Source organism: Shinella sp. BE166, assembly GCF_051201095.1.
In the GTDB taxonomy this organism is placed as follows: domain Bacteria; phylum Pseudomonadota; class Alphaproteobacteria; order Rhizobiales; family Rhizobiaceae; genus Shinella; species Shinella lacus.
The window spans coordinates 67,155-92,830 of sequence record NZ_JBPEHL010000014.1 but is presented as its reverse complement, the minus strand read 5'-3'; the positions used below and the strand labels follow the sequence as shown (position 1 = coordinate 92,830).

Genomic DNA, 25,676 nt, shown 5'->3' with positions numbered 1-25,676 from the left:
TTCAGCGATTCCTGAAATCCAAAAGGAAGGAAATGGTCCAGCAAAAAACTTGCAGCGAACGAGGATTCGGGCCGTCCTACCCGCAAGGGGGTGGGGTGGGCTTAAAGATCGTTTTGGGAGGGGGGGGCTATGCGGCCCTGCCTTGTTCGAAGCAGATCAGCGGCAAAGGTTGGACAGCAGCGGCGCCACCCATGCTGGAACGCCCTCGAGTGGGTTGGCGCACAATTCATCATGCACGCTGCTGTTCACACGCCGCTCCGCAAGGACGCCGGGCTCCATCCGATGCTCCATGATCAATTCATTGAGCTCGCTGCGCAACCGGATAGCCGCCGCAGCTTTGTCAGCTGACACCTGAATGGCGCGTGAGGCATCTGGAACGACGTCACGGATGGCCGCAATCGCGGTTCCGAGCGCCGCCTCGGCTTCCTGGCGCTTCACGGCGATTTGTGCGAGAACGTCGGTCAATACTGGATCCTCCGGTTGATCAAATGCGCCAGGGTCTCTGGGAGGTCACGCGCCTCGTCGCGGTCCAACCAGTCCCGCACTCGCAGCAGTGGCGGGAGTTCATCAACGGCGCGGAACACGCCCTGGTTTTCGGTGCGCAACTGATAATTTTGGTGATACAGCCGGTCAGTTTCCTCGACTGCCGTAAGTAGCGCATCAATCTTTTTCGCGGCTTCGGCGCCGTCTTTGATCAGTTTGCGCTTAATGTCGGCGAGCGCCTTATCAGCTGCAGCATGGCCATCGATGAGCGACTTCTCGCGGGCCGCGATCTCGGCACGGGCAAGGCGGTTCGCCAATTCCGCTCGAATCGCCGTGACGCGGTCGACCTGGATGCGAGCTGCGTCGATGGCGGCCTCGGCTTTCAGAATCGCAACGTCATCGCCCTCGAGCAGGATCACGGTTCGCTGTTGGTGGGCGTCGTCTAAATTTCTCTGCGCAACGGCGATGTCGGCCTTATCCAAGGCCGCGCGGATGTCTTCAGCGGACGCCGTCGGCGCCAGCCGTCTGAACCAATCAAACATTGAGTTTCCTTTGAGTTATCGCGGCCGATACGCCGCACGATAGGATGCCGGTTCGACGTCCGGACGCTTCATTGCCCAGGCAAATGCTGCCCCGGCCGCAAAAGAGGTTAGGTTGATGTCACGAAATTGTTCGGAAACGTCCATCCGTGCGTGCCACATCGCATCGGCTGCGTTGCCATGCGCTGCATGTGAGGCCGCGACCATCAGCGCTTCCGCCTCAGCAACGTCGAGATCGCCAGCCTTCACCAGCCTTGCCAACTCAGGCTTCATGCGCTTGGCCCATGTGGCGAACGATCGTGAAGGCGGCCGCGGCGGCTGCCGCAGCGTGCGAGACTTCGTGGCTCCGGTATTCCTGGAATGCCGCGGTGTAGGCATCGTCGGCGTTCTGCTCGATGCTGCCCGCGCCCCGTATCCAGGCAGAAGCCCAACCCATGCGGAGCGCTGTGGCGATTTCGGCATCGATGGCCAATCCGTGAAGGGCCTCTCGGATTGCAAGCCCCGCTTCGGGAATTTCCCCGTCGTCGTCTTCAAGAGATCGGACTTGCGAGCCAGCGTCGGCTGGGACCGGAACCGCTGAAATTTCTAATGGCTCCCAGTCGACAACGCGGCGAATCTCGTCGCTGCCGTGGGGACCGGCTTCAGTTTCGTAGCCGTGGATGGCATAGCCGACGCTGATATTTCGGATAATGCCGTCTCGGATTTTCGAGACGATGTCAGCATCGCCGGGAGCGTTGGAAAGGCGCACGCGGGCGATACCTAGGCCATTTTCAATCCGGGCGGTGCCAGGCACGACCGAGCCGATAATGGCGCCGAGCGAGCCGTCGCGATGGGTGTCGAGAAGCGGTGCACCGGCATTCAGGCGATCAAGGCGAACGGCCTTAGGCGTCACTTCTAGCACTTCGCTATAGTTCTCGCCGGTTCGCCAGTCACGTCGGCGGACGGCCGCGCCGGTAGTCCAGACTACTTCGACGCTGTTCTCGCCCTCGTCAAAGGAAGCGACGCGCAATTCCGCGCCGCGTGTGAGTTTCTTAGTCATTGAAGGCTCCGAATGGGACATGAGCGGCGCAGATCTCGTGGACGCGCTCGCCGGGGAGGGCTTCCTCGATGCGAAGGCACTGCGCGACGCCGAGGATGGCAGCCCAAATCTGGGGGGTCTGCAGGAGGTCGATCGCCCGAGCACGGGCTGCGAGGACGATGGCGAGGATGGCATCCGCGTCGTTTGAATCCTCTAGCTCACCGCGGGCAATGATGATCGAATTGACATAGTCGGTCTGCTCAATGCGACGAGCGTTAAGCACGTCATCGATGATGTCGCGCCAATTAGCGACCGCGAGGACCTCACCGTCAGGCTCCGCAAGCACGCCTGCCAAGAGGCAGACGACGACGTGGAAGGGCGTCACGGACGCACTGCGGGCGCTGTGTGGTGTAACGCCGCCTTCGTGGCCTTTGCACCGCACCCGGTCGATCCGCTCGCCATACGCGTGCATTACAACTGCGTGGGCTGCCTCATGGAGGCAAGCTTCCCAGAAAGCCGGCAACCATTCATTCGGAGCAACAGCGCGGTAGAGTTTGGGGTCGGTCTTTTCGAGATCGCGGAGGAATGCCGCGTGCTCTTCGCTGATCTCGGGTTCGTCACTCACCAGCAGCCCTCCGGATTTCGGTGAGGTTGATCGCGATCGCGCTCGGCAACAGGTCCGCGTCGCGAGCGACGTGCGTTGCGCCGCCTGGGGCGACGTCGACGAAGACGATGTCGGCCGTCATGGCGTTGATCCGTGCCGCAGCCGGCAGCGCGAGATGCGGGCGTGCATTGCGATGGCGTAGGATGTGCCCTGCCACGAGCAGCGTGGCCGCTTCGGCCGGGGTGAATACGCGGGTGCGTCCGTCGCGGACGCCGATCTCGAAGGCCGGCGCGCGGGCCATCCACGAGCGTACCGTCGCGGGCTCGACACCCGCAACGACCGCAATTTGGTCCGTGTTCATTTGTTGTTCCTTTCGGATTGCGGAAGATGCGCAACAGGTGGAGCGCAAAAAAACAGCGCCGAATGGCGCTGCTTCAAGGTTGCGGCGGGGATGAGCGATGCCCGATGCCGCTAATCGGACAAGCTGAACTGGCCCGCGTGCGGCGGACGAGCGCGCACGCGGAGATCGACCGGCAGATGTCCGTCCACCGGCGATTGGGGAAACTGGCCGCGGAGTGCGGGCGAGCGCACTCAACGCGGAGATCACGCGCCCGTGGGAGAAAGGACCGGGTGGCGATTGGGGGATAGAAAAAGCCGCCCATGGGGCGGCTCTTTTTGTCTTCATATATATATACGGTCCCGCGCAGCACTTTAGGGACACGTCACGCGGCGATTTGCTCAAGTTTCTTTAGAGCGACGTTGATCCGCTTTATCCCTTGCCGCTCTGCTGTCTTGCCTTCGTATCCAAACGCCTCGCCGATCTGTTGCGCTGTTGCGTCCGTGATCGCCACGTCGAGCACATCCGCGTCCAAACCCAAGGCGAGCCGCACAGCGCTCCTGCGCGCACTACGATCCATCTCGACGACTGCATCGTGCTCGCCGATATCCGGTCTGGTCCCGTTGCCGCGTGGCCGGGTTATGCCGCCGAGCCACCCGGCGCCCTCGGCGATCGGCGTGTTGTCATTGCTTGGCAACAAGAACCGGATCGAAGCATCTGACCGTGGTGGTGGTGCCTTGTATCCCTTCGGCTGCCGAGTCCGCTCTGCTGGAAGCTTGCGCTTTCCCTTGTGGGTCTCCCCATAGGAAACGAGCTTGCCGCCGCGAAAAAGGAGATTGCCCAGTTGAAAGCCATTCTCCGACAAGCCGAACATTGCCTCCCGCCGCTCAATCACCTTCCATCCGCTCGCCGTGCGTTCGGAGACGACCGCGCACCGCAGGCCATCTGATGCGGCGCTTAGCATCTCGTTCTCGCCGGGGCGAAATTCGTGGCGCATGTCTGGGTCGGCCTCGCAAGCAGCGACCTGCGGCTCGTTGTCGTTCGCCACGACCATGCGCGGCGGCGACATCATCTCGGCATAGCGGTATAGCGTGCGAGCGGCATCCGGGCTTTCCAGCCGCGACAGGCGTTCTGCCGTTGGCCACGCGAGGACCGGCTTGTATTTCTCAGGCAGGGTGGCGAGCCATGCACGGCGTTCCGCGAGATCCGAGAAGCGGCTCTGCTCACTCTCGATATCCTCTGCACGGATATCGACCTTGTTCCTGAATATCCTGTCCGGATGCATCGTGGAACGGTAGTAGCCGCGTGGAACGGGCTGCCCTGGCTTCCACGCTGAATTGTCGTTTGCTGCTACTGGTGTCATGCGGCTGTCCTCCTCAGTTGTTTCAATGTCTCGCTGCACCGTTGCACCGCTATAGGGATATGACCGGTGCGTGCAGTGTGGTGGGGATGAAATCCCCCCACACACAAAGACTGCTTTTGAATGAAAACTGCACCGACCGTGCAGGTTGATTTCATTGCATTTTCTGCGTTTTTTTGCGGTGCGGTGCAGGCGGTGCAAATGTCGGTGCAGCACCACCAAGCCGGTCTGTAAGACTAGGTGCTGCACCGATCGAACCGTGCAGTTCGATTAGCCCGTTTTCCGCCTCATCCGTTCGGCGAATTCGGTTGATTGCTGCTCGGCGTGACGGCGTGCCTTGGCATCCACGACTGCCTCGTGGCCGGCCTCGGTGAGCTTCCACTTCCGCGCTTCGAACTTCAGAAGTTTCTGAGTTTTGGCCTTGTCGGCGACCGTTTGCACTCGCCTGCGATCAAAGTCATCGTCCTTTCGCCATCCGAGGCGCTCTGCGACATCCCTCGTGGATTGGGTTGTATCCCGATCGAACTCGAGCAGCACGGCATCCATGTCGCTGAATGCCTGCCGCTTCACCACGCCGACTTCTTTCTCGGACATGTCCTTGGCAAGGACGGTCGGCACCAGTCTGCCGCGGCTATCGACCAGATCCGGCGCCGTTACCGATTCCAGCTTGAAGACCACCGGTTCGAAATCCGGCCCGCGGTGCTTTCCCTGCCAGTGAAGCCGCACCAACCCGTCGGACTTGGTCAGCGTGAGATTGCCATCCACCTCGGCAATGAACGCGCCGCCGCCACGGGGCAGGAGGCTGTCACTGCTGGCGTTCTTGGTCGGATGGGTAGCGACCAGCACAGCTGGCTCGCCGGGCAGCGTGGTCAACGTGCGGAGGTTCCGTGCATGGCGGCCCGCATCAGTATTCGAGTTCTCGTCCGCGCCGAAAAAGAACGCCGCGCTGGTATCGACGATGACGAGGCTGGCGCCGCCTAAAGCTTCCACGTCCTTGCGTATGAGCTCGATCGTCTCGGCAACATTCGTGGTGCCCTTCAGAAAGTGAACGTCAATTTCCTCCGGATCGAAGCCAAGATGGTGAGCGGCGGCGAGCCATCGCATTTGAACGTCGTCAGGATTTTCGCCTGCCAGATAGACGACTCGGCCCGGCTTCACGTCCCTACCGCCCACTGGCATGCCCAGCGCCGTCGCTGCCGCGAGGAGCAGCAGGACAGCCGTCTTTCCGGTCCCGGTCGTGCCGGTCAGGCTGTAAAAGAAGCGCGACTGGAACACGCCGTCCAGCGCATAGTCCGGCGGCACGAATCCCTTGACGAATGCCCCGCTCGATATGATGCCGGGGTATGGATTGTTGTCGTTGGCCGGCGTCATGAACCGCAGGCGATGAGCTACGCGACGATCGACGTGATCAGCAATCCCGCCCTCGAGCCGCGTTGCGGCTGCGGTGATGGCGGTGGCATAATCAATCTTCGGCCCGCGGCCCATCTCCAGATCGATGATTGCGCCCTGGAACTCCATTACGAGATCGGAGAGCTCGACGCGGCGGGGCTTTGCCGATTGCAATGGAGCCATTATGCAGCCTCGCTATTGCCGGCAAACACCAGTGGCAACCAGTGCGGCTTCGCGTACCGGCGTGTGATGCTTTCAGCGATCGGCATGTCCAGCACGCCGCCGTCGAAATTGTAGACCAGCCAGTTAGTAGGCCTCGGCACGATGTCTTCGGAATCGAGAAGGCGGCCCATTGCGGCGATGGCGGCCTCAGACATGTCGGCCCAGAGGATGATGTTCTGGTCTTCCTTGCCCCATGTCGCATTGCCGGAGAAGCCAGGAATGTCCCGTGCCATTTCGAAGAGGGTTACACCGGAGCGGCGACGCATATAGGTGGCGATGCGGCCCTCAAGCGCGTCGGTGACGTGCTCTTTAGAAAGCAGGCGGGCCGCGAAATTAAGTTGCGGTTCGGACATGGCGCAGGGCCTCCAATGCGATGCGGTCGACAACGACCGGCGGGAAGGTGACGATGCTCTGGCCGTGGTGCTTAGGGCCGTAGACGCGCCAGCCGGCGTTGCCTTCGACCAGCTTAAGGTCACGAATGCGCATGCCGTCGTCTGTTTCCAGATCGAAGCGCGCAACACAGTTGCCGCCTGGCGGAGCCGGGCGGATGGATATGATTTTCATGGGTGTCCTTGGGTTAGGCGGCGCGCGCTATGGCGCTGTTGTCATTGGCGGCGAGCGCAATGAAATCCCGAATTTCGGAGCAGTCCCTGAACCACTCACCCTTAACGCGATGGTCACGGAAGCGACCGTGGAGCTGAAACTCATCCTCAGCCCCGCCCGGCATCAGCCCAACGATGTTGAGGCGCTTTGGATGCCCGGTCTGAAGGGACGACAATCGTTTGCGAGGTTGTCTTGAGAGGCCAATTTTCACATGCTCGCCGTCGCTGATGAAATACACGAATGAGGAGCGGCGAGATGGCGCTCCCTCCTCAATGCTCTCGATCGTGTGGTCGCTGGCGGATGCCGGATAAGCGCTATAAAAGTCGGGAGCCGCGCAGTCCTTCGTATCGGTAGCCGTGAAAACCCTCACTCGAATAAGGTCATCCGCCGTTCGATACGGCACGAAATAGCCCTCATGGAGATGAAGGACGTAGACACATGCGGGACCGTCGATGGATTCCTGAAACACCTCAGCGGCGATCATGTGGCGGCTCATGCCGACGCCCTCGCACCAGCTTCCTGGCTGGCGATCCACGCTGTAAGCGTACTCTTCCTGGCGCGGATGTTCTGGCCGATTCGATAATGGGGGATCCGCCCCTTCTTTATCGCGTAGAAAACGGCTCGCTTGTCTTCCTTGATGAACTCGGCGATTTCGTCTGCGCCCTTCAGGACGTCGTCACATAGGTTATCATTCGCAGGGGTCATGGCGTCTCCTCTTCCGAGCGCAGGACGGAGTCCGAACGTCGGTTTTGTCGTGTTGAATGAGAGAAGGTTCGGTGGCCGACCGACTGGCCGGGTTGAGTTAATCGAAGCAGGCCTCTTGTCCTGCGGCCCGATGACTGGTGTCATCGCTGCGGGCACCACCCCGCGTATTAGGCGCCCACCACAGAACGCCTATCGTTCCCTTCTAATACAGTTTGACAATTTTGTCAATCCCTGTGGGAATGTTTTGTAGCATGTTGCATTTAGTCCGTTGGTCATGTAGGAAAGCTTCAACGGAGGATCACATGTCCATACGAGAACGCAAATGGGTGTCTGGCGGCGCGGAGAAGACGGCGTGGGTCGTCGATTACTTCGACCAGAACGGCAAGCGGCACATCAAGACATTCCAGAAAAAGAAGGATGCCAGGGACTTCGACGCTGGCACGCGGATCCAAGTCAAGGATAAGATCCATGTCGCCGATCGCGATACGGTCACCATCACCGCCGCGGGCAAGCTATGGTACGACGCGTGCGTTGGAGCCGGGCTAGAGGTCTCCACGACGAAGCAGTATGAGCAGCATCTCCGTCTGCACATCAATCCGTTTCTCGGTACGGTCAGGCTGAACGAGATGACTGTGCCCAAGGTCAGGCAGTTTCTCGACGATCTTCGCGACAACGGCCGATCGCCTGCAATGCAGCGCGCGGTGCGCGTCAGTCTAGGCGCCCTGCTCTCTGACGCACAGGAACGTGGTCTGGTCGTAAGGAACCCGGTCAAGGAGATGGGCCGCGGCAAGGCTCGGTCGCGTTCGGCCGCTCGCCACGAGGAGCCAGTTGTGGTGGGCGTCGACCTCCCCTTCCCTGAAGAAATCCGACAGGTCATGCCAACTCTGACCGGCAAGACGCGCGTTTTCTGGATGACAGCCATCTTCACGGGCATGCGGTCGTCGGAGCTTCGCGGTCTGCGGTGGAGGGATATCGATTTCAAGGGAGCGGAAATCAACGTCAGCCAGAGGGCGAACATGTGGAAGGCAATGGGGTCGCCGAAAACAAAGGCAGGCCGCCGCACGATTCCGCTTGTCGAGCATCTTGTTAAGGCACTCACAGACTGGAGGCAGGAGTGCCCCAAGGGTGACCCAGATCTGGACCTTGTCTTCCCTACTGGCATAGGCACCGTCGAGGATCACAACAACATTGTCACCCGCTGGTATCAGCCACACTGGGTTGCGGTCGGCCTGACGAAACCTTCCAGCAAGCTGGACAAGGATGGCAAGCCGATCATGCAGGCGAAATATACGGGACTCCATGCCCTGCGACATTTCTATGCCAGTTGGTGCATTAACACCCCGGCTGATGGCGGGCTCGGATTGTCCGCAAAGGTGGTGCAGGATCGGATGGGGCATTCGTCGATTCAGGTAACCTTGGATACCTATTCGCACCTCTTCAAAAAGGCTGGTACGGGTGAAGCCATGAACTCGGCTGCCGCCGCACTTTTGGGCTGACTGCGACAAGACTGCGACAAGACGCCAAATAGGACAATATAATCAATGCGATATAACGGACTCTGACTCCGTTAATCTTGGTTCGAATCCAGGTTCCCCAGCCAATCTCTTCTTCCGTATATTTTCCCTTCGATTGCCGGAATGCTGTTAGCATTCGCGAGGCTTCGCGCGGAAATTCCGGTTGCAATCGGGGGCCGAGTCACTAGTTGACTCAGGGAAGAGCGGATCTGCGCCGAGAGTTGTTGTCGATGATGTGCATGCGCCGGTGGTTTGCCGATAGATTTGGCGAGGCTTTCGCTTGAGCGACGTGGGGGCGCCACGGCAGGGGTTTCGCGGCGAAAGCGATGGGCGGCCGGCGGCCTCAAGGGCGTTTTTGCGGCGGCTTCGGCTTTGGACCGGGCTGGTCCTGTTTCTCTATGCGACGATGCATCTTCTGAACCAGGCGTTCGGCATTCGCTCCGTGGAGGCCATGGACATGGCGAGCCTGGTGCTTTTCGACCCGTGGCAGAGCGCGCCGGGGCGCGTGCTGCTTTACGGCTCGATGAGCATTCATGCCGCGCTCGGCTTGCGGGCGCTCTATCGGCGGCGGCATTTGCGGCTGCCGCCGGTCGATGCAGTGCAGCTGATCCTCGGCCTTGCGATACCGGCCGTGCTCTTCGCCCATGCGGGTTCGATCGCCTATCTGAAAAGCGTCTATGACGCCCGGGTCGGGTTCGACAAGATCATCTATGCGCTGTGGGTCGCCAACCCGCAGATCGGCCTGCCGCGGCAGTTGCTGCTGATCCTTGCCGTGTGGATTCACGGCTGTCTCGGCGTGCGGGCCTGGCTTCGAACCAAACAATGGTATGCGCGCCATGTTCCGGTCCTGATGTCGCTCGCGACGCTGGTGCCCGTGCTGGCGATCCTCGGCTTCGTCAATGCCGGGCTCGACATGCGCGAGCTCGCCTCCCTGGGCATCGACTACCTGTCGCCTGGTGCTTACGAAGCCCCGGGTTCGGCCGCCGCCAATGCGACGGCGCAGGCCAATGCGATTGCCGACCGCATTACGCTCGGCTACCTCGCGCTGCTTGGCGGCATCCTCGTGCTGCGTTTGGCGCGCGACTGGCATTCCTCGCGGTTCAGCTCGGTCAAGATCACCTATCCCGGCCCGCGCACCGTCTCCGTCCCGGTCGGTTTCAGCGTGCTGGAGGCGAGCCGCTGGTGCGGTATCCCGCATGCCTCCGTCTGCGGCGGCCGCGGCCGGTGCTCGACCTGCCGTGTCGAGATCGTCGCCGGCGGGGAGGCCTTGCCGGCAGCGGCAGGCGACGAAGAGCGCCTGTTGCGGCGGATCGGGGCGCCGCCATCGATCCGGCTCGCCTGCCAGATCCGGCCCAAACACGACCTCGCCGTCGTGCCGCTGGTGCATTCCGCCACCGCGGCGCAGGCCAAGGGCGGCGCGTTCCCGCAGGTTGCCTCGGCCCGCCGGGAAACAGAGGTGGCCGCACTTTTCGTCGATCTGCGCCAGTCCACCCGGCTTGCCGACGACCGCCTGCCCTATGACACGTTCTTCATCGTCGAGCGTTACATCAAGGCGGTCTCCACGGCCGTGCGGGAAAGCGGCGGCCATGTCACCAATATTGCCGGCGATGGCGTGATGAGCGTCTTCGGCGCGGACGGCCCGACGCATGATGCGGCGCGCGACGCGTTTCGCGCCGCGCTGCGCCTGTGGGAGGGCATCGATGCCCTGAACGAGGATCTGCAGCAGGAGCTGAACGAGCCGTTGCGGGTCGGCATCGGCCTGCATGTGGGGGTCGCGGTCGTCGGCACGGAATGGACGGGCGGCCTGGAGGGCATGCCCTTCCTCGGGGATACCGGCAATGTCGCGGCGCGCCTGGAGGCGCAGACGAAGCGGCTGGAAGCCACGATGGTCGCCTCCCGGGAGGCGATCCTGATGGCGGCCGGCCCGGAGCAGGTTTTCGACTTCGCGCCCGTGCTGCTGGCCGGCAAGCAGGAGCCGATCGAGGTCGCGTGTTTTCGCGAAAGCGAGGAGCTTCGTTTGCTGCTCGGTGCTCCTGTGGCCGGCTAAATCTCCACCACAGAAATCTACGGCACTCTTGTCAGCGGTTTGCCCGACTGGCAGGTTGCGCATGTCGATTCACACCTGCACGGAGGGGACAACCCATGGCGCACAAGTTCGAGATCTACAAGGACAAGGCTGGCGAGTTTCGCGTTCGCTTCAAGTATAACAGCGAAGTGATGTTCTCCACCGAAGGCTATTCCAGCAAGGCGAGCGCCCAGAACGCCATCGATTCGATCAAGAAGAACGGCCCCGGCGCGCCCGTCGAAGACACGACGACAGCGCAGGCCTGATCAGGTCTAACCCTCGAAAAGCCCGCCATCGGCGGGCTTTTTGCCGTTCAGAAGGTTGGCGGCGTGCAGGCGCTGATAACCTCGCAAGGCACCGGGCCGACGCAGCGGAAACGGTGCGGCCGGCGGCTTTCGAAATAATAGGCGTCACCCGGGCCGAGGATGCGGCGCTCGTCGTCGACGGTCACCTCCAGCCGGCCGGAGAGCACGATGCCGCCCTCCTCGCCATCGTGCACCAGCGGCACCTTTCCAGTATCCGCGCCGGGCTGGTAGCACTCTTTCAAGATTTGCAGGCTGCGGCCGAAGAGATTGTCGCCGACCTGGCGGAAGGAGATCGGGCCCTTGCCGATCTCCACCAGTTCATCCGACCGGTAGAAGGCCTTTTTTGGCCGGTCCGGCTCGAAGGCGAAGAATTCCGCAAGGCCGATGGGGATGCCGTCGAGGATGCGCTTCAGCGCACCGACGGACGGGTTAGAGGCGTTCGATTCGATCAGCGAGATCGTCGAATTGGTGACGCCGGCGCGTTTGGCGAGCTCGCGCTGCGACAGATTGTGGGCGAGACGCAGATGGCGCAGCCTGCCCCCGATATCGACCGACATGATCTTTCCTGTTCTAGATGTTCGGAATATCGCAATTCTTGACTTCCATATCCTTTCTTTTCAAGAGCTTGACGTCAACCAGAAAAGGACTTGTTCGGCATCGCAAATCATGGCGTCTATCGCCCAGCCAGAGGAGATCTGCCATGAACGCCCATAACAAGCCCAATGCACCGGTGCTGGACAGCTACTGGATGCCCTTTACCGCCAACCGCCAGTTCAAGGCGGCACCGCGCCTGCTCGCCGCCGCCGAAGGCATGTATTACACGAGCGCCGACGGACGCCGCGTGCTGGACGGCACGGCCGGCCTCTGGTGCGTCAACGCCGGCCATGGCCGCCGGCAGATCGCCGCCGCTGTGGAGCGTCAGCTCACCCAGATGGATTTTGCGCCCTCCTTCCAGATGGGCCATCCGATCGCCTTCGATTTTGCCGAACGGCTGGCCGAAATCGCGCCCGGCCCGGACGGCGCCAAGCTCGATCGCATCTTCTACACCGGCTCCGGCTCCGAATCGGTCGATACCGCGCTGAAGATCGCCATTGCCTACCAGCGGGCGATCGGCCAGGGCACGCGCACGCGCCTGATTGGCCGCGAGCGCGGCTATCACGGCGTCGGTTTCGGCGGCATTTCGGTCGGCGGCATCATCAACAACCGCCGCGTCTTCCCGCAGCTTCCCGGCTCCGACCACCTGCGCCACACCCATGACCTGTCGAAGAACGCCTTCGTGAAGGGCCAGCCGGAGCACGGCGCCGAGCTTGCCGACGATCTGGAGCGTCTGGTGGCGCTGCATGGCGCGGAAACCATCGCGGCCTGCATCGTCGAACCCGTTGCCGGCTCCACCGGCGTGCTGATCCCGCCGAAGGGTTACCTAGAAAGACTGCGCGCGATCTGCGACAAGCACGGCATCCTGCTGATCTTCGACGAAGTCATCACGGGCTTCGGCCGCCTCGGCGCATCCTTTGCCACCAACTATTTCGGCGTCACGCCGGATCTGGTGACGACCGCCAAGGGCCTCACCAACGGCGCGATCCCGATGGGGGCGGTGTTCTCCAGCCGCAAGGTGCACGACGCGCTGATGCATGGGCCGGAAAACGCCATCGAGATCTTCCATGGTTACACCTATTCCGGCCATCCGGCAGCCTGCGCCGCAGGCATCGCGACGCTCGATATCTACCGCGACGAGGGCCTGCTCACCCGCGCCGCCGAGCTTGAGGATGACTGGCAGACCGCGATGCATTCGCTGAAGGGCCTGCCGCATGTCATCGACATCCGCACGATCGGCCTGATCGCTGGCATCGAGCTTGCTTCGCGCGATGGCGCACCTGGCACGCGCGCCTATGACGTCTTCGTCGATTGCTTCGAAAAGGGCCTGCTCATCCGCGTGACCGGCGACATCATCGCCTTCTCGCCGCCGTTGATCGCGGAAAAGCAGCACTTCGAGGATATCGTCTCGATCCTTGGCGATGCGTTGAAGCGCGCGGCGTAAGTATTTTACGCAATTCCGGACGGAAAACCGCTTCACACTTTTCCTGGAATGGCTTCGACTGCAATTTGCGAAAAACGCTGTTATAGCTGGGCCCGTAGCAGTACGGGCCCACATTCATGACAGCATCCGCCAAGACCGAACCGAAAATCATCTTCCGCCTCCAGTTCGAGCCGGAGGGGCGCCTCGGCCGGGGCAAGATCCAGCTTCTCTCGCATATCAAGGATACCGGCTCGATTTCGGCGGGCGGGCGGGCGATGGACATGTCCTACCGCCGGGCCTGGCTGCTCGTCGACGAGATGAACCGGCTGTTTCGAGCGCCTGTGGTGGAATCGCAGCGGGGCGGAAAACAGGGCGGCGGCGCGGTGCTGACACCCTTCGGCGAGGCGCTGATCGCGCATTACCAGGCGATGGAGGAGAAGGCGCGCGCGGCCCTTGCCGACGATATCGACTGGATCGTCGGGCAGCTCGCCGACTGAGTAGAGCGTTTCCGCTTTTCTTCGAATCGCGAAAACACTCTATCTTTTTGTTTTTACGCAATTCCGGACGCAAAACCGCTACGCACTTTTGCTGGAATTGCTCTATTCCAGCGCCACCGTCTTGATGACGGCGTGAACGGGCAGGCCCGGCACGAGGCCCAGGCGCTCGACGGAAAATGCGGTGATGCGGGCACGGACAGGATCGCCGCCGCAGGCGATGCGCAGGCTCGCCATGCCCTCGCCGTCCGGCTCGATCGCTTCCACGATGCCTTCCAGAATGTTGAGTGCGCTGAGGCCTTCCGGGCGCACGGTCGCGACCATGACGTCACGGGCGGGAATGCGCAGCCGCACCGTCTCGCCGGGCGAAACGGCAGCGCCCGGCACGAGGATGGTCGCACCCCCGTCGAGCCGGATGGTCGCGAGGCCGTGGGTGGCGTCGCGCGCCTCGACGTGGCCGGAGAGCACGCTGCCGGCCTCGCGGCGATCGGCGGCGGAGGATAGACGCGGGCCGCCCAGCACGTCGGAGGCAGCGCCGACTGCCTCGATGCGGCCGCCCGCCATGAGCACCACCCGGTCGGCGAGGCGCGCGACCTCGGCCACCGAATGGCTGACATAGACGATGGGAATGCCGACCTCGTCGCGCAGGCGCTCCAGATAGGGCAGGATTTCCGCCTTGCGCTCCTCGTCCAGCGCTGCGAGCGGCTCGTCCATCAGCAGCAGACGGGGGGACGCGAGCAGCGCACGGCCGATGGCGACGCGCTGCTTTTCCCCGCCGGAAAGGTTGGCCGGCTGTCGGTCGAGCAGGTCGGCGATACCAAGCAGGTCAACGATGCGTTCCGGACTTTCGGCGCGAGCGCCCTTCGGCGAGAACCAGCGGCCGTAATTGAGGTTCTGGCGGACCGTCAGGTGCGGGAAGAGGCGCGCTTCCTGAAAAACGTAGCCGAAGCGGCGGCGGTGGGCGGGAACGAAGATGCGCCGCGCGGTATCGACCAGCACCTCGTCGCCGAGCAGCACGCGGCCTTCCGCCGGGCGTGTCAGGCCGGCGATGATGCGGACCAGCGAGGTCTTTCCCGAGCCGGAACGCCCGAAAAGCGCGGTGACGCCGCCATCGGCGCTGAAGGCGGCATCCAGCGAAAATTCGCCGAGCCGGTGGTGGGCTTCGACGACGAGGCTCATTCGAGGTTCACCTTGCGGCCGATGCGTTGCGCCAGCACTTCGGAAGCCAAGAGCGCGACCATGGAAATGGCGATCGCGACGAGGGTGAGCCGCATGGCGCCGGCATCGCCGCCGGGCACCTGGGTGAAGGTGTAGATGGCGGCCGACAGGGTCTGCGTCTCGCCAGGAATGTTGGAGACGAAGGTGATGGTCGCGCCGAACTCGCCCATGGCTTTCGCAAAGGCGAGGATCATGCCGGCGACGACGCCGGGAAGAATCAGCGGCAGCGTGACGGTGAGGAAGACCCAGAGCGGGCTGGCGCCGAGCGTGCCGGCGGCCTCCTCCAGCTTGCGATCGACGGCCTCGATGGACAGCCGGATGGAGCGCACCATCAGCGGAAAGCCCATGACGCCGCAGGCGAGCGCCGCCCCCGTCCAGCGGAAGGACAGCACGATGCCGAACCATTCGTCGAGCACCGAGCCGATGGCGCCACGCCGGCCGAACAGCACGAGCAGCAAAAAGCCGGTGACAACGGGCGGCAGGATCAGCGGCATGTGCACGATGCCGTTCAGGAGCGACTTGCCCCAGAAGCGGCCGCGGGCGAGCGCCAGCGCGACCAGAACGCCGAGCGGCAGGCTGACGAGGACCGCAACCGCCGAGACCCTGAGGCTCAGCCGGATCGCCGTCCATTCCTCGTCGCTCAAGGCAAGCCAGTCCACGTCGGTTCCTTCGAAATGCCGGAAGCCCCGGAGATTGAACCGGGGCCGGACCGTCGACAAGACCCAAACCTCATGTCCGTCATGGTCGGGCCTAACCCGACCATCCATGCCACGGATGCCGTGTGCGGGGTTTGGGACTTCCCGACAAACGAAGCCCCGGGTTTAGCGCCCGGGGCTGTCGCGAGGCTCGTCTTACTTCAGGATCGAGAAGCCCTGTTCGGTGAAGAAGGGGGCGGCCTTGTCGGACTTCAGGAAGTCGAGATAGGCGGCCGCGGCGGCGCTCTTCGATTCGTTCAGGATGGCGACCGGGTAGATGATCGGCGGGTGGCTGTCTTCCGGGAAGGTGCCGACGACGGCGACGCCCGGATCGGCAGCGGCATCCGTCTGGTAGACGATGCCGTAGGGTGCCTCGCCGCGCGAGACGAGCGCCAATGCTGCGCGCACGCTTTCGGCGCCGGCGACCTTGCCTTCGACCGACGACCAGACGCCGAGCTTTTCGAGCGCCGCCTTGCCATATTTGCCAGCCGGCACGGTCTCGACCGCGCCCATGGCGAGCTTGCCGTCACCGACGAGGCCGGCGAGGTCGAAGCCTTCCTTGATCTCGACGGTCGATGCCTTGTCCTTCGGTGCGACCAGCACGATGCGGTTGCCGAGCAGGTTGACGCGCGTGTCGTCCTTGATCAGCTTCTTTTCGGCAACGTAATCCATCCAGGCAAGGTCGGCCGAGATGAAGAGATCGGCGGGCGCCGCGGCCTCGATCTGCTTGGCGAGCGCCGAGCTTGCGGCATAGGAGACCGTCGTCTCGTTGCCGGTTTCCTTCGACCAGGCGGCATTGGCCGCATCGAGCGCGTTCTTGAGGCTGGCGGCGGCGAAAACGGTGACCTTTTCCGCGGCGACGGCCGGCAGGGCAAGCGGGAACGCCGCGAAGGCGGCGACGACGAGTTTCAGAAGCAGACGACGGTTCATTCCTGTTCTCCCTTATTCCTGCCTTCGGGCAGCGTGATATCCCCTTGAATATATCGGCGCTTCCGGCTTTGCCAGCGCTATATTTTCAAAAATACAGGGAAACAGACCACCGCCAAACGGCCGTAAAGACCGCCCGGCGAAGTCGTGGGATTCACAGGGAAATTTGACCGCCTAGAACAGCGCGTCGTCGAACAGTTCATCGTCGGTCTTCGCGGCTGCCGGTGCCGCGGGCGCTTCCATCAGGGTCCCGAAGATGCGGGCATGCACCTCGCGTTCGGAAACCATGGTGTAGGTGCGGGAAATCCGGCTGCCGAGGTCGGCCAGCGCCTCGTCGAGGCCGGACAGGTCGGGAAGCTCGTGGCCGATGAGGTCGCCGGCGCGGGCCGAGCAATCGGCGAGCACGTCGCCGAGTTCAGCGTTGAAGTCAAGGTCGGCGATGGTGCGGCCGGCCTTGGCGGAAACGTCCGCGCCGCAGGCACGCAGCGCCGTCATGTCCTCTTCCATGCGGTCGCCCGCGCGGCGGATATGGTCGAGCGCCTCTGCCAGATTCGCATCGAGCGAGCCGCCGGCGCTGGCGCCTGCCTCGCTCAGCCTGCCGGCATCGTCTTCCAGCGATTGCAGGGCGACGAGGATATGTTCCGCCGTCTCGTCGAGACGCGTGGAGAAGGTGCGAAGCTCCGCCGTCACGACGTTGATCGCGCGTCCCTCCTCGCCGAGCTTGCTGCAACGCAGGTTGGTGTTGAGCGCCATGTACTGGATGTCGGTGCGCACCAGCTTGATCGTCTCGACGCCCTTCAACAGCTCGCGCACGGTCTCGACCGTGCTGTGGCCGAGCGCATTGGCCTTGTCGGCCGCCTGTTCGATATCGCGCACGACGGCACGCGCCGCGGCAATGTCGGCCTCCAGGATGCGCATGGCGCGGTCAGCCGACTTGCCATCGGCGGCGTCCATGTCGCCGTAGAGCAGCATCAAGCCGTCAATATCGGCACCGAAACTGCGGATCGTGCTGACGACCGTCTTGCATTCGCGGGCAAAATCGCGGGCTATCTCGCCGAGTTGCGCGTGGACGAGATGGCGCACGAGCGCGGTCAAGCGGCTGGCCGCCTCAGTATCGAGCGTTCCAGCGGCCAGATAGTCGTCCAGAAAGGTGAAGGCGGATTGGCAATGTTCGATGCGCTGGCGGGTAATGTCGCCGATCTGCATGGCCGAAAGCGTGGTCGCGACCTTGGTCTGCACATGGCGGGCCGAAGCGCCGACCTTGGCGGCGAGCTGGGAAAGGTGGCGGCGCTGGGCCGTGAGGTCGCCGGCATTGCGCGACAGGTTGCCGGCAATATCCGGCACGCTGCGGCGGAACCGTTCGAGCGCCTCCCCGCCCCCGGTCGAGGCGGAGCCGATCACGCTGCTCAGCGTGCCGATCTTGGTGCCGAGCGCGTCGACCTGGGTTCTGCCGTATTGAATGCGTTCAAGGATTTCTTCCGCAAAGCCGGAAAAGTCCGGAATGGCGGCGCCGGTGATCTTGGCGGTCGTGGCGAAGGTGCGGAGGTAGCGCAGCGTCTCCTGCATATCGGCAATATAGGCGCCGAGCGACTTTTCCGTCACCGCGACATTGCCGAGGCGCTGCTGGCGCATCTCCTCGATGCCGGGAAGTGCCGTCAGCTGGTCGACGGTCGCCACGAGCTGGCCGATCGTCGCCTCGGCGGCCTCGTCGCCCAGCGAGCCGGAGAGGTTCTCCAGCGATGCAACCAGACGGTTCAGGACATCGAGCACGTTGAGCAGGACGACGCCGCCATCGAGGAACCGCTGCTCGATGCGCGAGCGAGCCCCTTCGAGGCGCGACACGAGTTCCGTCTCAGCCGTTTGTCGCTCCACGCGCTTTGCGCTTGTTATTCCTGACACGCCATACCCCACTCACAAGAACCCGTGAGCGGCACCCTAGGGCGAACAATGTAACGCCCAGTAAATTCGCAATACCTTATCTAATGGAGTCCCGCCGCGGCAGGTCGATTTCGGCGCCACTACCCGAAGATGCAGGCATCCCTAGAATTAGGGATTTATAAATGATATTACTTATATTAAATTTACTAGATTTCTTCATTAAAACAAAGGCTTATTTAATTTTACTCCCCATGCGTGAGGCGGCGTAGATACGTGCCGTTATCTACCAATAGATGAAATTAGCAACCGCGCTTTACCCTTCATTAAGCGTGACTTGGGAATCTGGCGCGGGAAATACTTTGTCCCGGAACGATTATCGAGGCCTCCATGTCATCAACCCTGCCGGGTGAAACGTCGTTAACCTTACCAACGACCCTCACCATCAAGAATATAGTGGCAGTTCGAGAGTTGATCTTGGACTGTTTGAATATAAACGCGTCCGCGACCCTGGATATTGATGAGGAAGCGCAGGTCGATCTCAGTTTTGTGCAGCTCATTACGGCGGCTCGCAAACAGGCAGAGATGAAGGCGGGGCGCATTCTACTTGCCCGGCCCGCTGCCGGAGACCTTTACGACGTGCTGAGGCGCGGCGGCTTCCTCGATGACATGACGCCGGACGCCGCGCATTTCTGGTTGCATCAGGAGAGAATTGATGACCGCGAAGATCTTGACCGTTGACGATTCCGCCAGCATCCGGCTGACGACGCGCGTCACCCTTTCCAATGCCGGCTATACCGTGACCGAAGCGGTCGACGGCGTCGACGGCCTGAACAAGCTGAAGGGCGGCGAATACGACCTCGTCGTTACCGACCTGAACATGCCGAACATGGACGGCCTGACGATGATCCGCGAGCTGCGCAAGCTGCCCGCGCACACCGGCGTTCCGGTCATCTTCCTCACCACCGAATCCGACGGCGAGCTGAAGGCCCAGGCGAAAGCCGCCGGCGCCACGGGCTGGCTCACCAAGCCGTTCGATCCGGAAAGCCTCGTCAAGATCGCCAAGAAGGTGCTGGGCAAATGAGCAACCCGGACCCGATCTCAGTCTTCCGGACAGAAGCCGCCGAACTGCTGGAACAGATCGAGTCCGGCCTTCTGGATCTGACGCGCAGCCTCGACGACCGCGACCAGATCGACGCCGTCTTCCGCGGCCTGCATACGCTGAAGGGTTCGGGCGCGATGTTCGGCTTCGACGCGCTCGCCGCCTTTACCCACCATTGCGAGACCGCCTTCGACCGGGTGCGCAAGGGCGACGTGCCCGCCACGCACGAGCTGGTCTCGGCCGTGCTTTCGGCACAGGACCACATGCGTGCGCTCTTGGAAACGCCGAACGGCGACCATGATGCAATGAGCGCCAGCCTGCTCGACAACCTGCACCGCGCCGTCAATGGCGCAGGCTCCCCTGCCCCGGCAGCGGTTGCCGCCGTAGCTGCCACGCCCGTCAAGGAAGATGCCGGCGGCATGCGTGAATGGCGCATCCGCTTCCGCCTCCCGGCCAATGCCATGGCAAACGGCACCAATCCGCTCGGCCTGCTCGACGAAATGCGCGATCTCGGCGATTGCAAGATCGTCGCCGACATTTCACAGGTGCCGGATCTTGCGACGCTCGAGCCGCGCGACATCCATCTCGGCTGGGACGTGACGCTGAAAACCGAGCGGCCGCGCGCCGACATCGAGGACGTCTTCATCTTCGTGATGGACGACATGGAACTGGAGATCGCGGAGGTCGCTGGCGAAAAACCGGCCGCGGCACCGAAGCCCGCCGAAGTGCCGGCTGCCAAGGCCGTGGTCGTCGCGGAGCGCGAGGCACCCGCGATCCAGGCAGCCAACGATTCCAAGCAGAACAAGTCGGCCGAAAACGTCCGCGTTCCGGCCGAACGGCTCGACGAGATGATGGACCGCGTTGGCGAGCTCGTTATCGCCCAGTCCCGCCTCACCCAGCTTGCCGGCACCGCGGCCGATCTCGGCCTGCGCTCCGTCTCGGAAGAAATCGAGCGGCTTTCCGGCGAGTTGCGCGACACGATGATGGTGCTGCGCATGATGCCGGTCGCGAGCCTCTTCAGCCGCTTCCGCCGCCTCGTGCACGATCTTTCGCGCGAAACCGGCAAGGAAATCGAACTCATCACCGAGGGCGAGACCACCGAGGTCGACAAGACGGTCATCGACCGGCTCGCCGATCCGCTCGTCCACCTCGTGCGCAACTCGATCGACCACGGCCTCGAAAAGCCGGAAGAGCGCCTTGCCGCCGGCAAGGAGGCGAAGGGCCAGGTCATCCTTTCCGCACACCAGACGGGCGGCGAGGTCATCATCACCATCAAGGACGACGGCCGCGGCATCAACCGCGAGCGGGTTCGCGCCAAGGCGGAATCCTCCGGCATCATCCAGCCGGGAGCGACCCTCACCGACCAGGACCTGCTCCAGCTGATCTTCCAGCCCGGCTTCTCCACCGCCCAGGCGGTCACCAACCTGTCCGGCCGCGGTGTCGGCATGGACGTGGTGAAGAAGACGGTGGAGGCGCTGCGCGGCACGATCGACATCGTCAGCAAGCCGGGCGAAGGCTCGACCGTCTCGCTGCGCATTCCGCTGACGCTTGCCATCATCGAGGGTCTTCTCGTGCGCGTCGGCCAGGGCTGCTACGTCATCCCGCTTTCGGCGGTGGAGGAATGCCTCGAACTGTCGCTCGAAGACGATCTTCGCTCGCGCGGGCGCAGCTTCATCTCGCTGCGCGACAGCCTCGTGCCGTTCCTTCGGCTGCGGGAACTGTTCAGAACCGGCACCGAGCCCGATCAGCACCAGAAGGTCGTCGTCATCTCGACGGGCTCGGAGCGCGTCGGCCTCGTCGTCGACCAGATCATCGGCGACCACCAGACAGTCATCAAATCCATGTCCAAACTGCACCATGACGTCGTCACCTTCTCGGGCGCGACCATCCTCGGCGACGGCAGCGTCGCCCTGATCCTCGACGTCACGCACCTCATCGCAGTCGGACAACATCAGGAGGCGCAATTGCGGGCGGCAGGATGAGCGAAGCGGCACGAAAACTCGACTACGAGACGATCTGGGGCGGCGAGGAAGAGCTCTCTGTCCTCACCTTCAACCTGAACGGCGAGACCTTTGCCATCGAGGCAATCGTCGTGCAGGAAATCCTCGATCTTTTGCCGGAAACCCATGTTCCCGGCAGCAAATCCTTCGTTTCCAGCGTCATCAACTTCCGCGGCAAGGTCATTCCGCTTGCCGATATCCGCCTTGCCTTCGGCATGGACGCGACGGAAACCACCATCGACAGCCGCATCGTCGTCATCGAGCTCGATCTCGACGACGAGGCGACGCTGATCGGTCTGCGCACCGACAAGGTCAACGAAGTCACGACCCTGCCGAAACTTGCGAGCGAGCCGCCGCCGAGCGTCGGCATGCGCTGGCGCGCCGACTACATTAATTGCCTCGTCAAGCGGGGCGGCGAATTCATTATCGTTCCCAATTTACACGCGATTTTTTCCTCCAAGCGAGATCGCACCGGTGCGGCCCAAGTGCCGAACTAGGACATCAGGAGAGACCCATGCGCTTCACCATTAAACTCAAGTTATTCCTGGCCTTTGGTTTCATCATGGCCATGCTGGCGGGCACCGCCGGCTACGGCATCCTGAGCCTCGGTGGCCTCAATGCAACGCTCGGCGACGTGCTCACCGGCCCGGCGACGCGTCTGCGGCTGGCACAGGAACTCAACGTCCTGCAACTCCAGCAGATCCGCCAGCAGAAGAACATGCTTTCGGCGACCAGCAATGCCGAGACGAACAAGTATATCGATGTCAGCAACAAGGCCCGCGCGGATTTCGACGCCGCCTTCGAGCAGGTTCTCGCCAAGGCGACCGAACAGGGCAAGGTCCTGTGGTCGAAGCTCCAGACGCACAGCACCGATTTCCGCCGGGAAGACGACCGCATCCGCAGCATGATGCTCGCCGGCGACAGCGCAGGCGCATTGCGCGTCTCCACCACCGACGCCCGCACCGTGACGAACGAGATCGACGCGCTGCTGGATGAGGTGGTGACGCTCGAACAGACGCGTCTGCAGGAAGCCGACGACAATGCCGAGGCACAATATACAAGCACGCGCACGATCATGATCGCCGTCGCGTCGGCCGCCTTCCTGATCGCCGGCTTCGCCGCCTTCTGGATCGTCTTCTCCATCAACCGCGGCATTTCCCGCGCCGTCGGTGTCGTGCAGAACGTTGCGGATGGTGACCTCACCCGCTTTGCCGAGATTTCCACCAGGGACGAGCTCGGCGACCTGCTCGGCCATGTCAACACGATGATTGAGCGCCTGCGCGGCGTCGTCGCCGATGCGCTTTCGGCCTCCGACAACGTCTCGTCGGGCAGCCAGGAACTGTCGGCCAGCTCGGAAGCCCTCTCGCAGGGTGCGACCGAACAGGCATCGTCCGCCGAAGAGGCTTCCGCCTCGATGGAAGAGATGGCCTCCAACATCAAGCAGAACGCCGACAACGCTGCCCAGACGGAAAAGATCGCCCGTCAATCCTCCAAGGATGCCGAAGCCTCCGGCCAGGCCGTCGGCCGCGCCGTCACGGCCATGCGCACCATCGCGGAAAAGATCTCCATCGTGCAGGAAATCGCCCGCCAGACCGACCTGCTCGCGCTGAACGCTGCCGTCGAAGCGGCCCGTGCCGGCGAACATGGCAAGGGTTTTGCCGTCGTCGCCTCGGAAGTGCGCAAGCTCGCCGAACGCAGCCAGGCGGCAGCAGCCGAAATCAGTGCGCTTTCCGGTGAAACCGTCTCGGTCGCCACCGAGGCCGGCGAGATGCTGACCCGACTGGTTCCCGATATCCGCAAGACTGCCGAACTGATCTCCGAGATCTCGGCCGCCTGCCGCGAACAGGATATCGGTGCCTCGCAGATCAACGAAGCGATCCAGCAACTCGACAAGGTGACCCAGCAGAATGCCGGCGCCTCGGAAGAAATGTCGGCGACCTCTGAAGAACTCGCCGCCCAGGCGGAAGAGCTCCAGGCCTCCATCGCCTTCTTCCGCGTCGACAACGCCTCCCGCAAGGAGCCGAACCATGCCGACAAGCTGCGGGCAACCGCAGCGAAGATGGCAGCGCCCGCCAGGCGCCCGGCCAACACCTCGGCCCACCGCCCGGCACCGGTTGGCACCAAGGGCCGCGGAAACGGCTTTGCCCTCGACATGTCGATGGGCGGCCCGGACGCCGACGACGCGGACTTCCGCGAAAGCGCCTGATCTGGAAACGACGGCGGCTCGCCCGGCGACGGGCGTGCCGCAAATTCGACCCGGCGCGTGTAGGCGACGGCAAAAGGGCCGCTTTCCCGGCCCGCGGAAGGGTGAGTGTATCGGTCTTCTCGCATTAGGGCGTCCGCAATCGCGGCGCCCCTGCCCTGAACACGGCATCTGCGACAAAGGAGACCATTCGAGATGCGCCTTACCATCAAACTAAAGCTAGCGATCGCCTTCGGCATCATCATCGCGATGATGGCCGGCACGTCCGTCTACGCGATCATGAGCCTCTCTTCCCTCAACCAGGCGATCACCGACATGATCGCTGGTCCGGCTGCACGCCTCGAGGCAGCACAGAACCTCGGCAGCATCCAGCTTCGCCTGGCACGCGCCCAGATGAACCTCGCAACGTCGACGAACACGCGCGACGCCGCGACCTTCCTGGAGGCAAGCGACCGCAACCGTCAGCGCTTCACGGAAACCAACGAGTGGTTGATGAATGCCGCAACGACAGAGGCCGGCAAGCAACAGTGGCGCGACGTCGCCGACAAGCAGAAGAAGCTGCTTCAGATCGACGATCAGGTACGCGCCGCCGTCAGCAACGGAAACTCCGCAGAGGCTATCCGGCTTGTGACCGGTGATGGCCGCCGATTTATGGACGAGATTGAAGAAGTCATCACTGCCCGCATTGACGCCAACAAAGGCCAGATGAAGGAAGCGGATGAGCAGACCAACGTACAATATGCGACGACCCGCAACCTGATCCTGGGCATTTCCGGCGCTGCCTTGCTGCTTGCTATCGGTGCTGCCGTTTGGATCGCGCTTGGTATCAACAATGGTCTTCGCAAGATCCAGTCCGTCGCGGAAGCCGTCGCCATAGGTGACCTCAACCAGAAGGTCGAGATCAAGACGAATGACGAGATCAAGGACCTGGTCGATACGATCAACGTGATGACCGGCAACCTGCGTAACACCGCGACGATTGCCGACCAGATCGCCAACGGTGATCTCACCGTCACGCCGAAGCCGCTCTCCGACAAGGATACGCTCGGCATCTCGCTGGAAAGTATGGTCGAGCGCCTGCGCGGCGTGGTCTCCGATGCGCTTTCGGCTGCCAACAACGTCTCCTCCGGAAGCCAGGAACTGTCGGCCAGCTCCGAGCAGCTTTCGCAGGGTGCAACCGAACAGGCGTCCTCTGCCGAAGAGGCCTCCGCTTCGATGGAAGAAATGGCCTCGAACATCAAGCAGAACGCCGACAACGCTGCCCAGACGGAAAAGATCGCCCGCCAGTCCGCCAAGGATGCCGAGGCTTCAGGCGAGGCCGTGGGCCGCGCTGTCGGCGCCATGCGCACGATTGCCGAGAAGATCTCGATCGTGCAGGAAATCGCCCGCCAGACCGACCTGCTCGCCCTGAACGCCGCTGTGGAAGCGGCGCGTGCCGGCGAACATGGCAAGGGCTTTGCCGTCGTCGCGTCCGAAGTGCGCAAGCTTGCCGAACGCAGCCAGGCGGCCGCTTCCGAAATCAGCGCGCTGTCGGGCACGACCGTGTCGGTCGCCACCGAGGCCGGCGAGATGCTGACCCGCCTAGTGCCGGATATCCGCAAGACCGCGGAACTGATCTCCGAAATCTCGGCTGCCTGCCGCGAGCAGGACATCGGCGCCTCGCAGATCAATGAAGCGATCCAGCAGCTCGACAAGGTGACCCAGCAGAATGCCGGCGCCTCAGAAGAAATGTCCGGCACCTCGGAAGAGCTTGCCGCCCAGGCCGAGGAACTCCAGACCTCGATCGCCTTCTTCCGCGTCGACCGCGCCTCCAGCGCGCCGTCGGTCGCCCAGCGCCGTCCGGCGCCCGTAACACGCACTGCCGCCAAGCCCGTCATGGCGTCGGTTCGCAAGCCCGACAACAGCGTCAACGCCCAGCAGGCCCGCGCCCGCGGCTTTGCCCTCGACATGTCGATGGGCGGCCCGGATGCCGACGACGCAGACTTCAGGGAAAGCGCTTGA

The 25,676-nt window shown here is 62.9% G+C and carries 28 protein-coding genes; 11 read left to right on the top strand and 17 right to left on the bottom strand.

Translation table 11 applies throughout. The annotated features are described in order from the left end of the window. Positions 1-156: 156 nt before the first annotated feature. The 12 genes from J2Y63_RS26865 to J2Y63_RS26810 form a co-directional block, all read right to left on the bottom strand. Positions 157-465, bottom strand: a complete 309-nt coding sequence (locus J2Y63_RS26865) for a hypothetical protein (protein ID WP_435268586.1) — start codon at positions 463-465, stop codon at positions 157-159. Beyond that, complete coding sequence (locus J2Y63_RS26860; protein ID WP_435268585.1) at positions 462-1,025, bottom strand: hypothetical protein; 564 nt, start codon at positions 1,023-1,025, stop codon at positions 462-464. The genes J2Y63_RS26865 and J2Y63_RS26860 overlap by 4 nt, the downstream gene beginning before the upstream one ends. Before the next feature lie 15 nt (positions 1,026-1,040). Further along, positions 1,041-1,295 carry a hypothetical protein gene (locus J2Y63_RS26855; protein ID WP_435268584.1) on the bottom strand — a complete coding sequence of 85 codons (255 nt, stop codon included), beginning with the start codon at positions 1,293-1,295 and terminating at the stop codon, positions 1,041-1,043. Then, positions 1,285-2,061, bottom strand: a complete 777-nt coding sequence (locus tag J2Y63_RS26850) for an HK97 family phage prohead protease (RefSeq protein ID WP_435268583.1) — start codon at positions 2,059-2,061, stop codon at positions 1,285-1,287. The genes J2Y63_RS26855 and J2Y63_RS26850 overlap by 11 nt, the downstream gene beginning before the upstream one ends. After that, the gene (locus tag J2Y63_RS26845) at positions 2,054-2,665 is read right to left on the bottom strand and encodes a hypothetical protein (RefSeq protein ID WP_435268582.1); all 612 of its coding nucleotides are present in this window, start codon (positions 2,663-2,665) and stop codon (positions 2,054-2,056) included. Before J2Y63_RS26845 ends, J2Y63_RS26850 begins: the two co-directional genes overlap by 8 nt. Further along, complete coding sequence (locus tag J2Y63_RS26840; RefSeq protein ID WP_435268581.1) at positions 2,658-3,005, bottom strand: hypothetical protein; 348 nt, start codon at positions 3,003-3,005, stop codon at positions 2,658-2,660. Before J2Y63_RS26840 ends, J2Y63_RS26845 begins: the two co-directional genes overlap by 8 nt. A gap of 361 nt (positions 3,006-3,366) precedes the next feature. Further along, positions 3,367-4,344, bottom strand: a complete 978-nt coding sequence (locus tag J2Y63_RS26835) for a hypothetical protein (protein ID WP_435268580.1) — start codon at positions 4,342-4,344, stop codon at positions 3,367-3,369. A 267-nt stretch (positions 4,345-4,611) separates the two neighbouring features. Next, positions 4,612-5,913 carry an AAA family ATPase gene (locus J2Y63_RS26830; protein ID WP_435268579.1) on the bottom strand — a complete coding sequence of 434 codons (1,302 nt, stop codon included), beginning with the start codon at positions 5,911-5,913 and terminating at the stop codon, positions 4,612-4,614. Further along, positions 5,913-6,305 (bottom strand): hypothetical protein, encoded by a 393-nt coding sequence (locus tag J2Y63_RS26825; protein WP_435268578.1) that lies wholly within the window; start codon positions 6,303-6,305, stop codon positions 5,913-5,915. The genes J2Y63_RS26830 and J2Y63_RS26825 overlap by 1 nt, the downstream gene beginning before the upstream one ends. Next, positions 6,286-6,516, bottom strand: a complete 231-nt coding sequence (locus tag J2Y63_RS26820; RefSeq protein WP_435268577.1) for a hypothetical protein — start codon at positions 6,514-6,516, stop codon at positions 6,286-6,288. The genes J2Y63_RS26825 and J2Y63_RS26820 overlap by 20 nt, the downstream gene beginning before the upstream one ends. 13 nt (positions 6,517-6,529) lie before the next feature. Further along, positions 6,530-7,051 (bottom strand): GIY-YIG nuclease family protein, encoded by a 522-nt coding sequence (locus J2Y63_RS26815; RefSeq protein WP_435268576.1) that lies wholly within the window; start codon positions 7,049-7,051, stop codon positions 6,530-6,532. Further along, complete coding sequence (locus J2Y63_RS26810; RefSeq protein ID WP_435268575.1) at positions 7,048-7,260, bottom strand: helix-turn-helix domain-containing protein; 213 nt, start codon at positions 7,258-7,260, stop codon at positions 7,048-7,050. The genes J2Y63_RS26815 and J2Y63_RS26810 overlap by 4 nt, the downstream gene beginning before the upstream one ends. A 302-nt stretch (positions 7,261-7,562) precedes the next feature. Here J2Y63_RS26810 and J2Y63_RS26805 point away from each other — a divergent pair, with 302 nt between their 5' ends. From J2Y63_RS26805 to J2Y63_RS26795, 3 genes are all read left to right on the top strand, one after another. Beyond that, on the top strand, positions 7,563-8,756 hold the full coding sequence (locus J2Y63_RS26805) for a tyrosine-type recombinase/integrase (protein WP_435268574.1): 1,194 nt from the start codon (positions 7,563-7,565) through the stop codon (positions 8,754-8,756). A 307-nt stretch (positions 8,757-9,063) separates the two neighbouring features. Then, a complete protein-coding gene (locus J2Y63_RS26800; RefSeq protein ID WP_435268645.1) occupies positions 9,064-10,821 on the top strand; it encodes an adenylate/guanylate cyclase domain-containing protein in 1,758 nt (585 codons plus the stop codon). Positions 10,822-10,916: 95 nt separating this feature from the next. Next, positions 10,917-11,105 (top strand): YegP family protein, encoded by a 189-nt coding sequence (locus tag J2Y63_RS26795; RefSeq protein WP_256118448.1) that lies wholly within the window; start codon positions 10,917-10,919, stop codon positions 11,103-11,105. Between the two features lie 47 nt (positions 11,106-11,152). Here J2Y63_RS26795 and J2Y63_RS26790 read toward each other — a convergent pair whose 3' ends face one another. Then, positions 11,153-11,701 carry a cupin domain-containing protein gene (locus J2Y63_RS26790; RefSeq protein ID WP_256118447.1) on the bottom strand — a complete coding sequence of 183 codons (549 nt, stop codon included), beginning with the start codon at positions 11,699-11,701 and terminating at the stop codon, positions 11,153-11,155. A 143-nt stretch (positions 11,702-11,844) separates the two neighbouring features. Between J2Y63_RS26790 and J2Y63_RS26785 the strand changes: the two genes are divergently transcribed. Together J2Y63_RS26785 and J2Y63_RS26780 are read left to right on the top strand one after the other, a co-directional pair. Next, entirely contained in the window at positions 11,845-13,182 is a 1,338-nt protein-coding gene (locus J2Y63_RS26785) for an aspartate aminotransferase family protein (RefSeq protein WP_435268573.1), read from the top strand. A gap of 116 nt (positions 13,183-13,298) precedes the next feature. After that, a complete protein-coding gene (locus J2Y63_RS26780; RefSeq protein WP_435268572.1) occupies positions 13,299-13,658 on the top strand; it encodes a winged helix-turn-helix domain-containing protein in 360 nt (119 codons plus the stop codon). A gap of 102 nt (positions 13,659-13,760) precedes the next feature. Here the strand turns inward: J2Y63_RS26780 and modC are convergent, their stop codons facing one another. From modC to J2Y63_RS26760, 4 genes are all read right to left on the bottom strand, one after another. Beyond that, positions 13,761-14,834 (bottom strand): molybdenum ABC transporter ATP-binding protein, encoded by a 1,074-nt coding sequence (gene modC / locus J2Y63_RS26775; protein ID WP_435268571.1) that lies wholly within the window; start codon positions 14,832-14,834, stop codon positions 13,761-13,763. Next, positions 14,831-15,532, bottom strand: a complete 702-nt coding sequence (modB, locus tag J2Y63_RS26770) for a molybdate ABC transporter permease subunit (protein ID WP_435268570.1) — start codon at positions 15,530-15,532, stop codon at positions 14,831-14,833. The genes modC and modB overlap by 4 nt, the downstream gene beginning before the upstream one ends. A 192-nt stretch (positions 15,533-15,724) precedes the next feature. Then, the gene (modA, locus tag J2Y63_RS26765) at positions 15,725-16,498 is read right to left on the bottom strand and encodes a molybdate ABC transporter substrate-binding protein (protein WP_435268569.1); all 774 of its coding nucleotides are present in this window, start codon (positions 16,496-16,498) and stop codon (positions 15,725-15,727) included. A 171-nt stretch (positions 16,499-16,669) separates the two neighbouring features. Continuing rightward, entirely contained in the window at positions 16,670-18,394 is a 1,725-nt protein-coding gene (locus tag J2Y63_RS26760; RefSeq protein WP_435268568.1) for a chemotaxis protein, read from the bottom strand. Between the two features lie 366 nt (positions 18,395-18,760). Here J2Y63_RS26760 and J2Y63_RS26755 point away from each other — a divergent pair, with 366 nt between their 5' ends. The 6 genes from J2Y63_RS26755 to J2Y63_RS26730 all read left to right on the top strand — a co-directional run bounded on the left by J2Y63_RS26755 (position 18,761) and on the right by J2Y63_RS26730 (position 25,676). Next, a complete protein-coding gene (locus J2Y63_RS26755) occupies positions 18,761-19,111 on the top strand; it encodes an STAS domain-containing protein (RefSeq protein WP_435268567.1) in 351 nt (116 codons plus the stop codon). Beyond that, positions 19,086-19,454 (top strand): response regulator, encoded by a 369-nt coding sequence (locus J2Y63_RS26750; RefSeq protein ID WP_256118439.1) that lies wholly within the window; start codon positions 19,086-19,088, stop codon positions 19,452-19,454. Before J2Y63_RS26755 ends, J2Y63_RS26750 begins: the two co-directional genes overlap by 26 nt. Next, entirely contained in the window at positions 19,451-21,454 is a 2,004-nt protein-coding gene (locus J2Y63_RS26745; protein ID WP_435268566.1) for a chemotaxis protein CheA, read from the top strand. Before J2Y63_RS26750 ends, J2Y63_RS26745 begins: the two co-directional genes overlap by 4 nt. Continuing rightward, positions 21,451-21,969, top strand: a complete 519-nt coding sequence (locus J2Y63_RS26740) for a chemotaxis protein CheW (protein ID WP_256118437.1) — start codon at positions 21,451-21,453, stop codon at positions 21,967-21,969. The genes J2Y63_RS26745 and J2Y63_RS26740 overlap by 4 nt, the downstream gene beginning before the upstream one ends. Positions 21,970-21,986: 17 nt before the next feature. Continuing rightward, a complete protein-coding gene (locus tag J2Y63_RS26735; protein WP_435268565.1) occupies positions 21,987-23,678 on the top strand; it encodes a methyl-accepting chemotaxis protein in 1,692 nt (563 codons plus the stop codon). Positions 23,679-23,870: 192 nt separating this feature from the next. Further along, entirely contained in the window at positions 23,871-25,676 is a 1,806-nt protein-coding gene (locus J2Y63_RS26730; RefSeq protein WP_435268564.1) for a methyl-accepting chemotaxis protein, read from the top strand.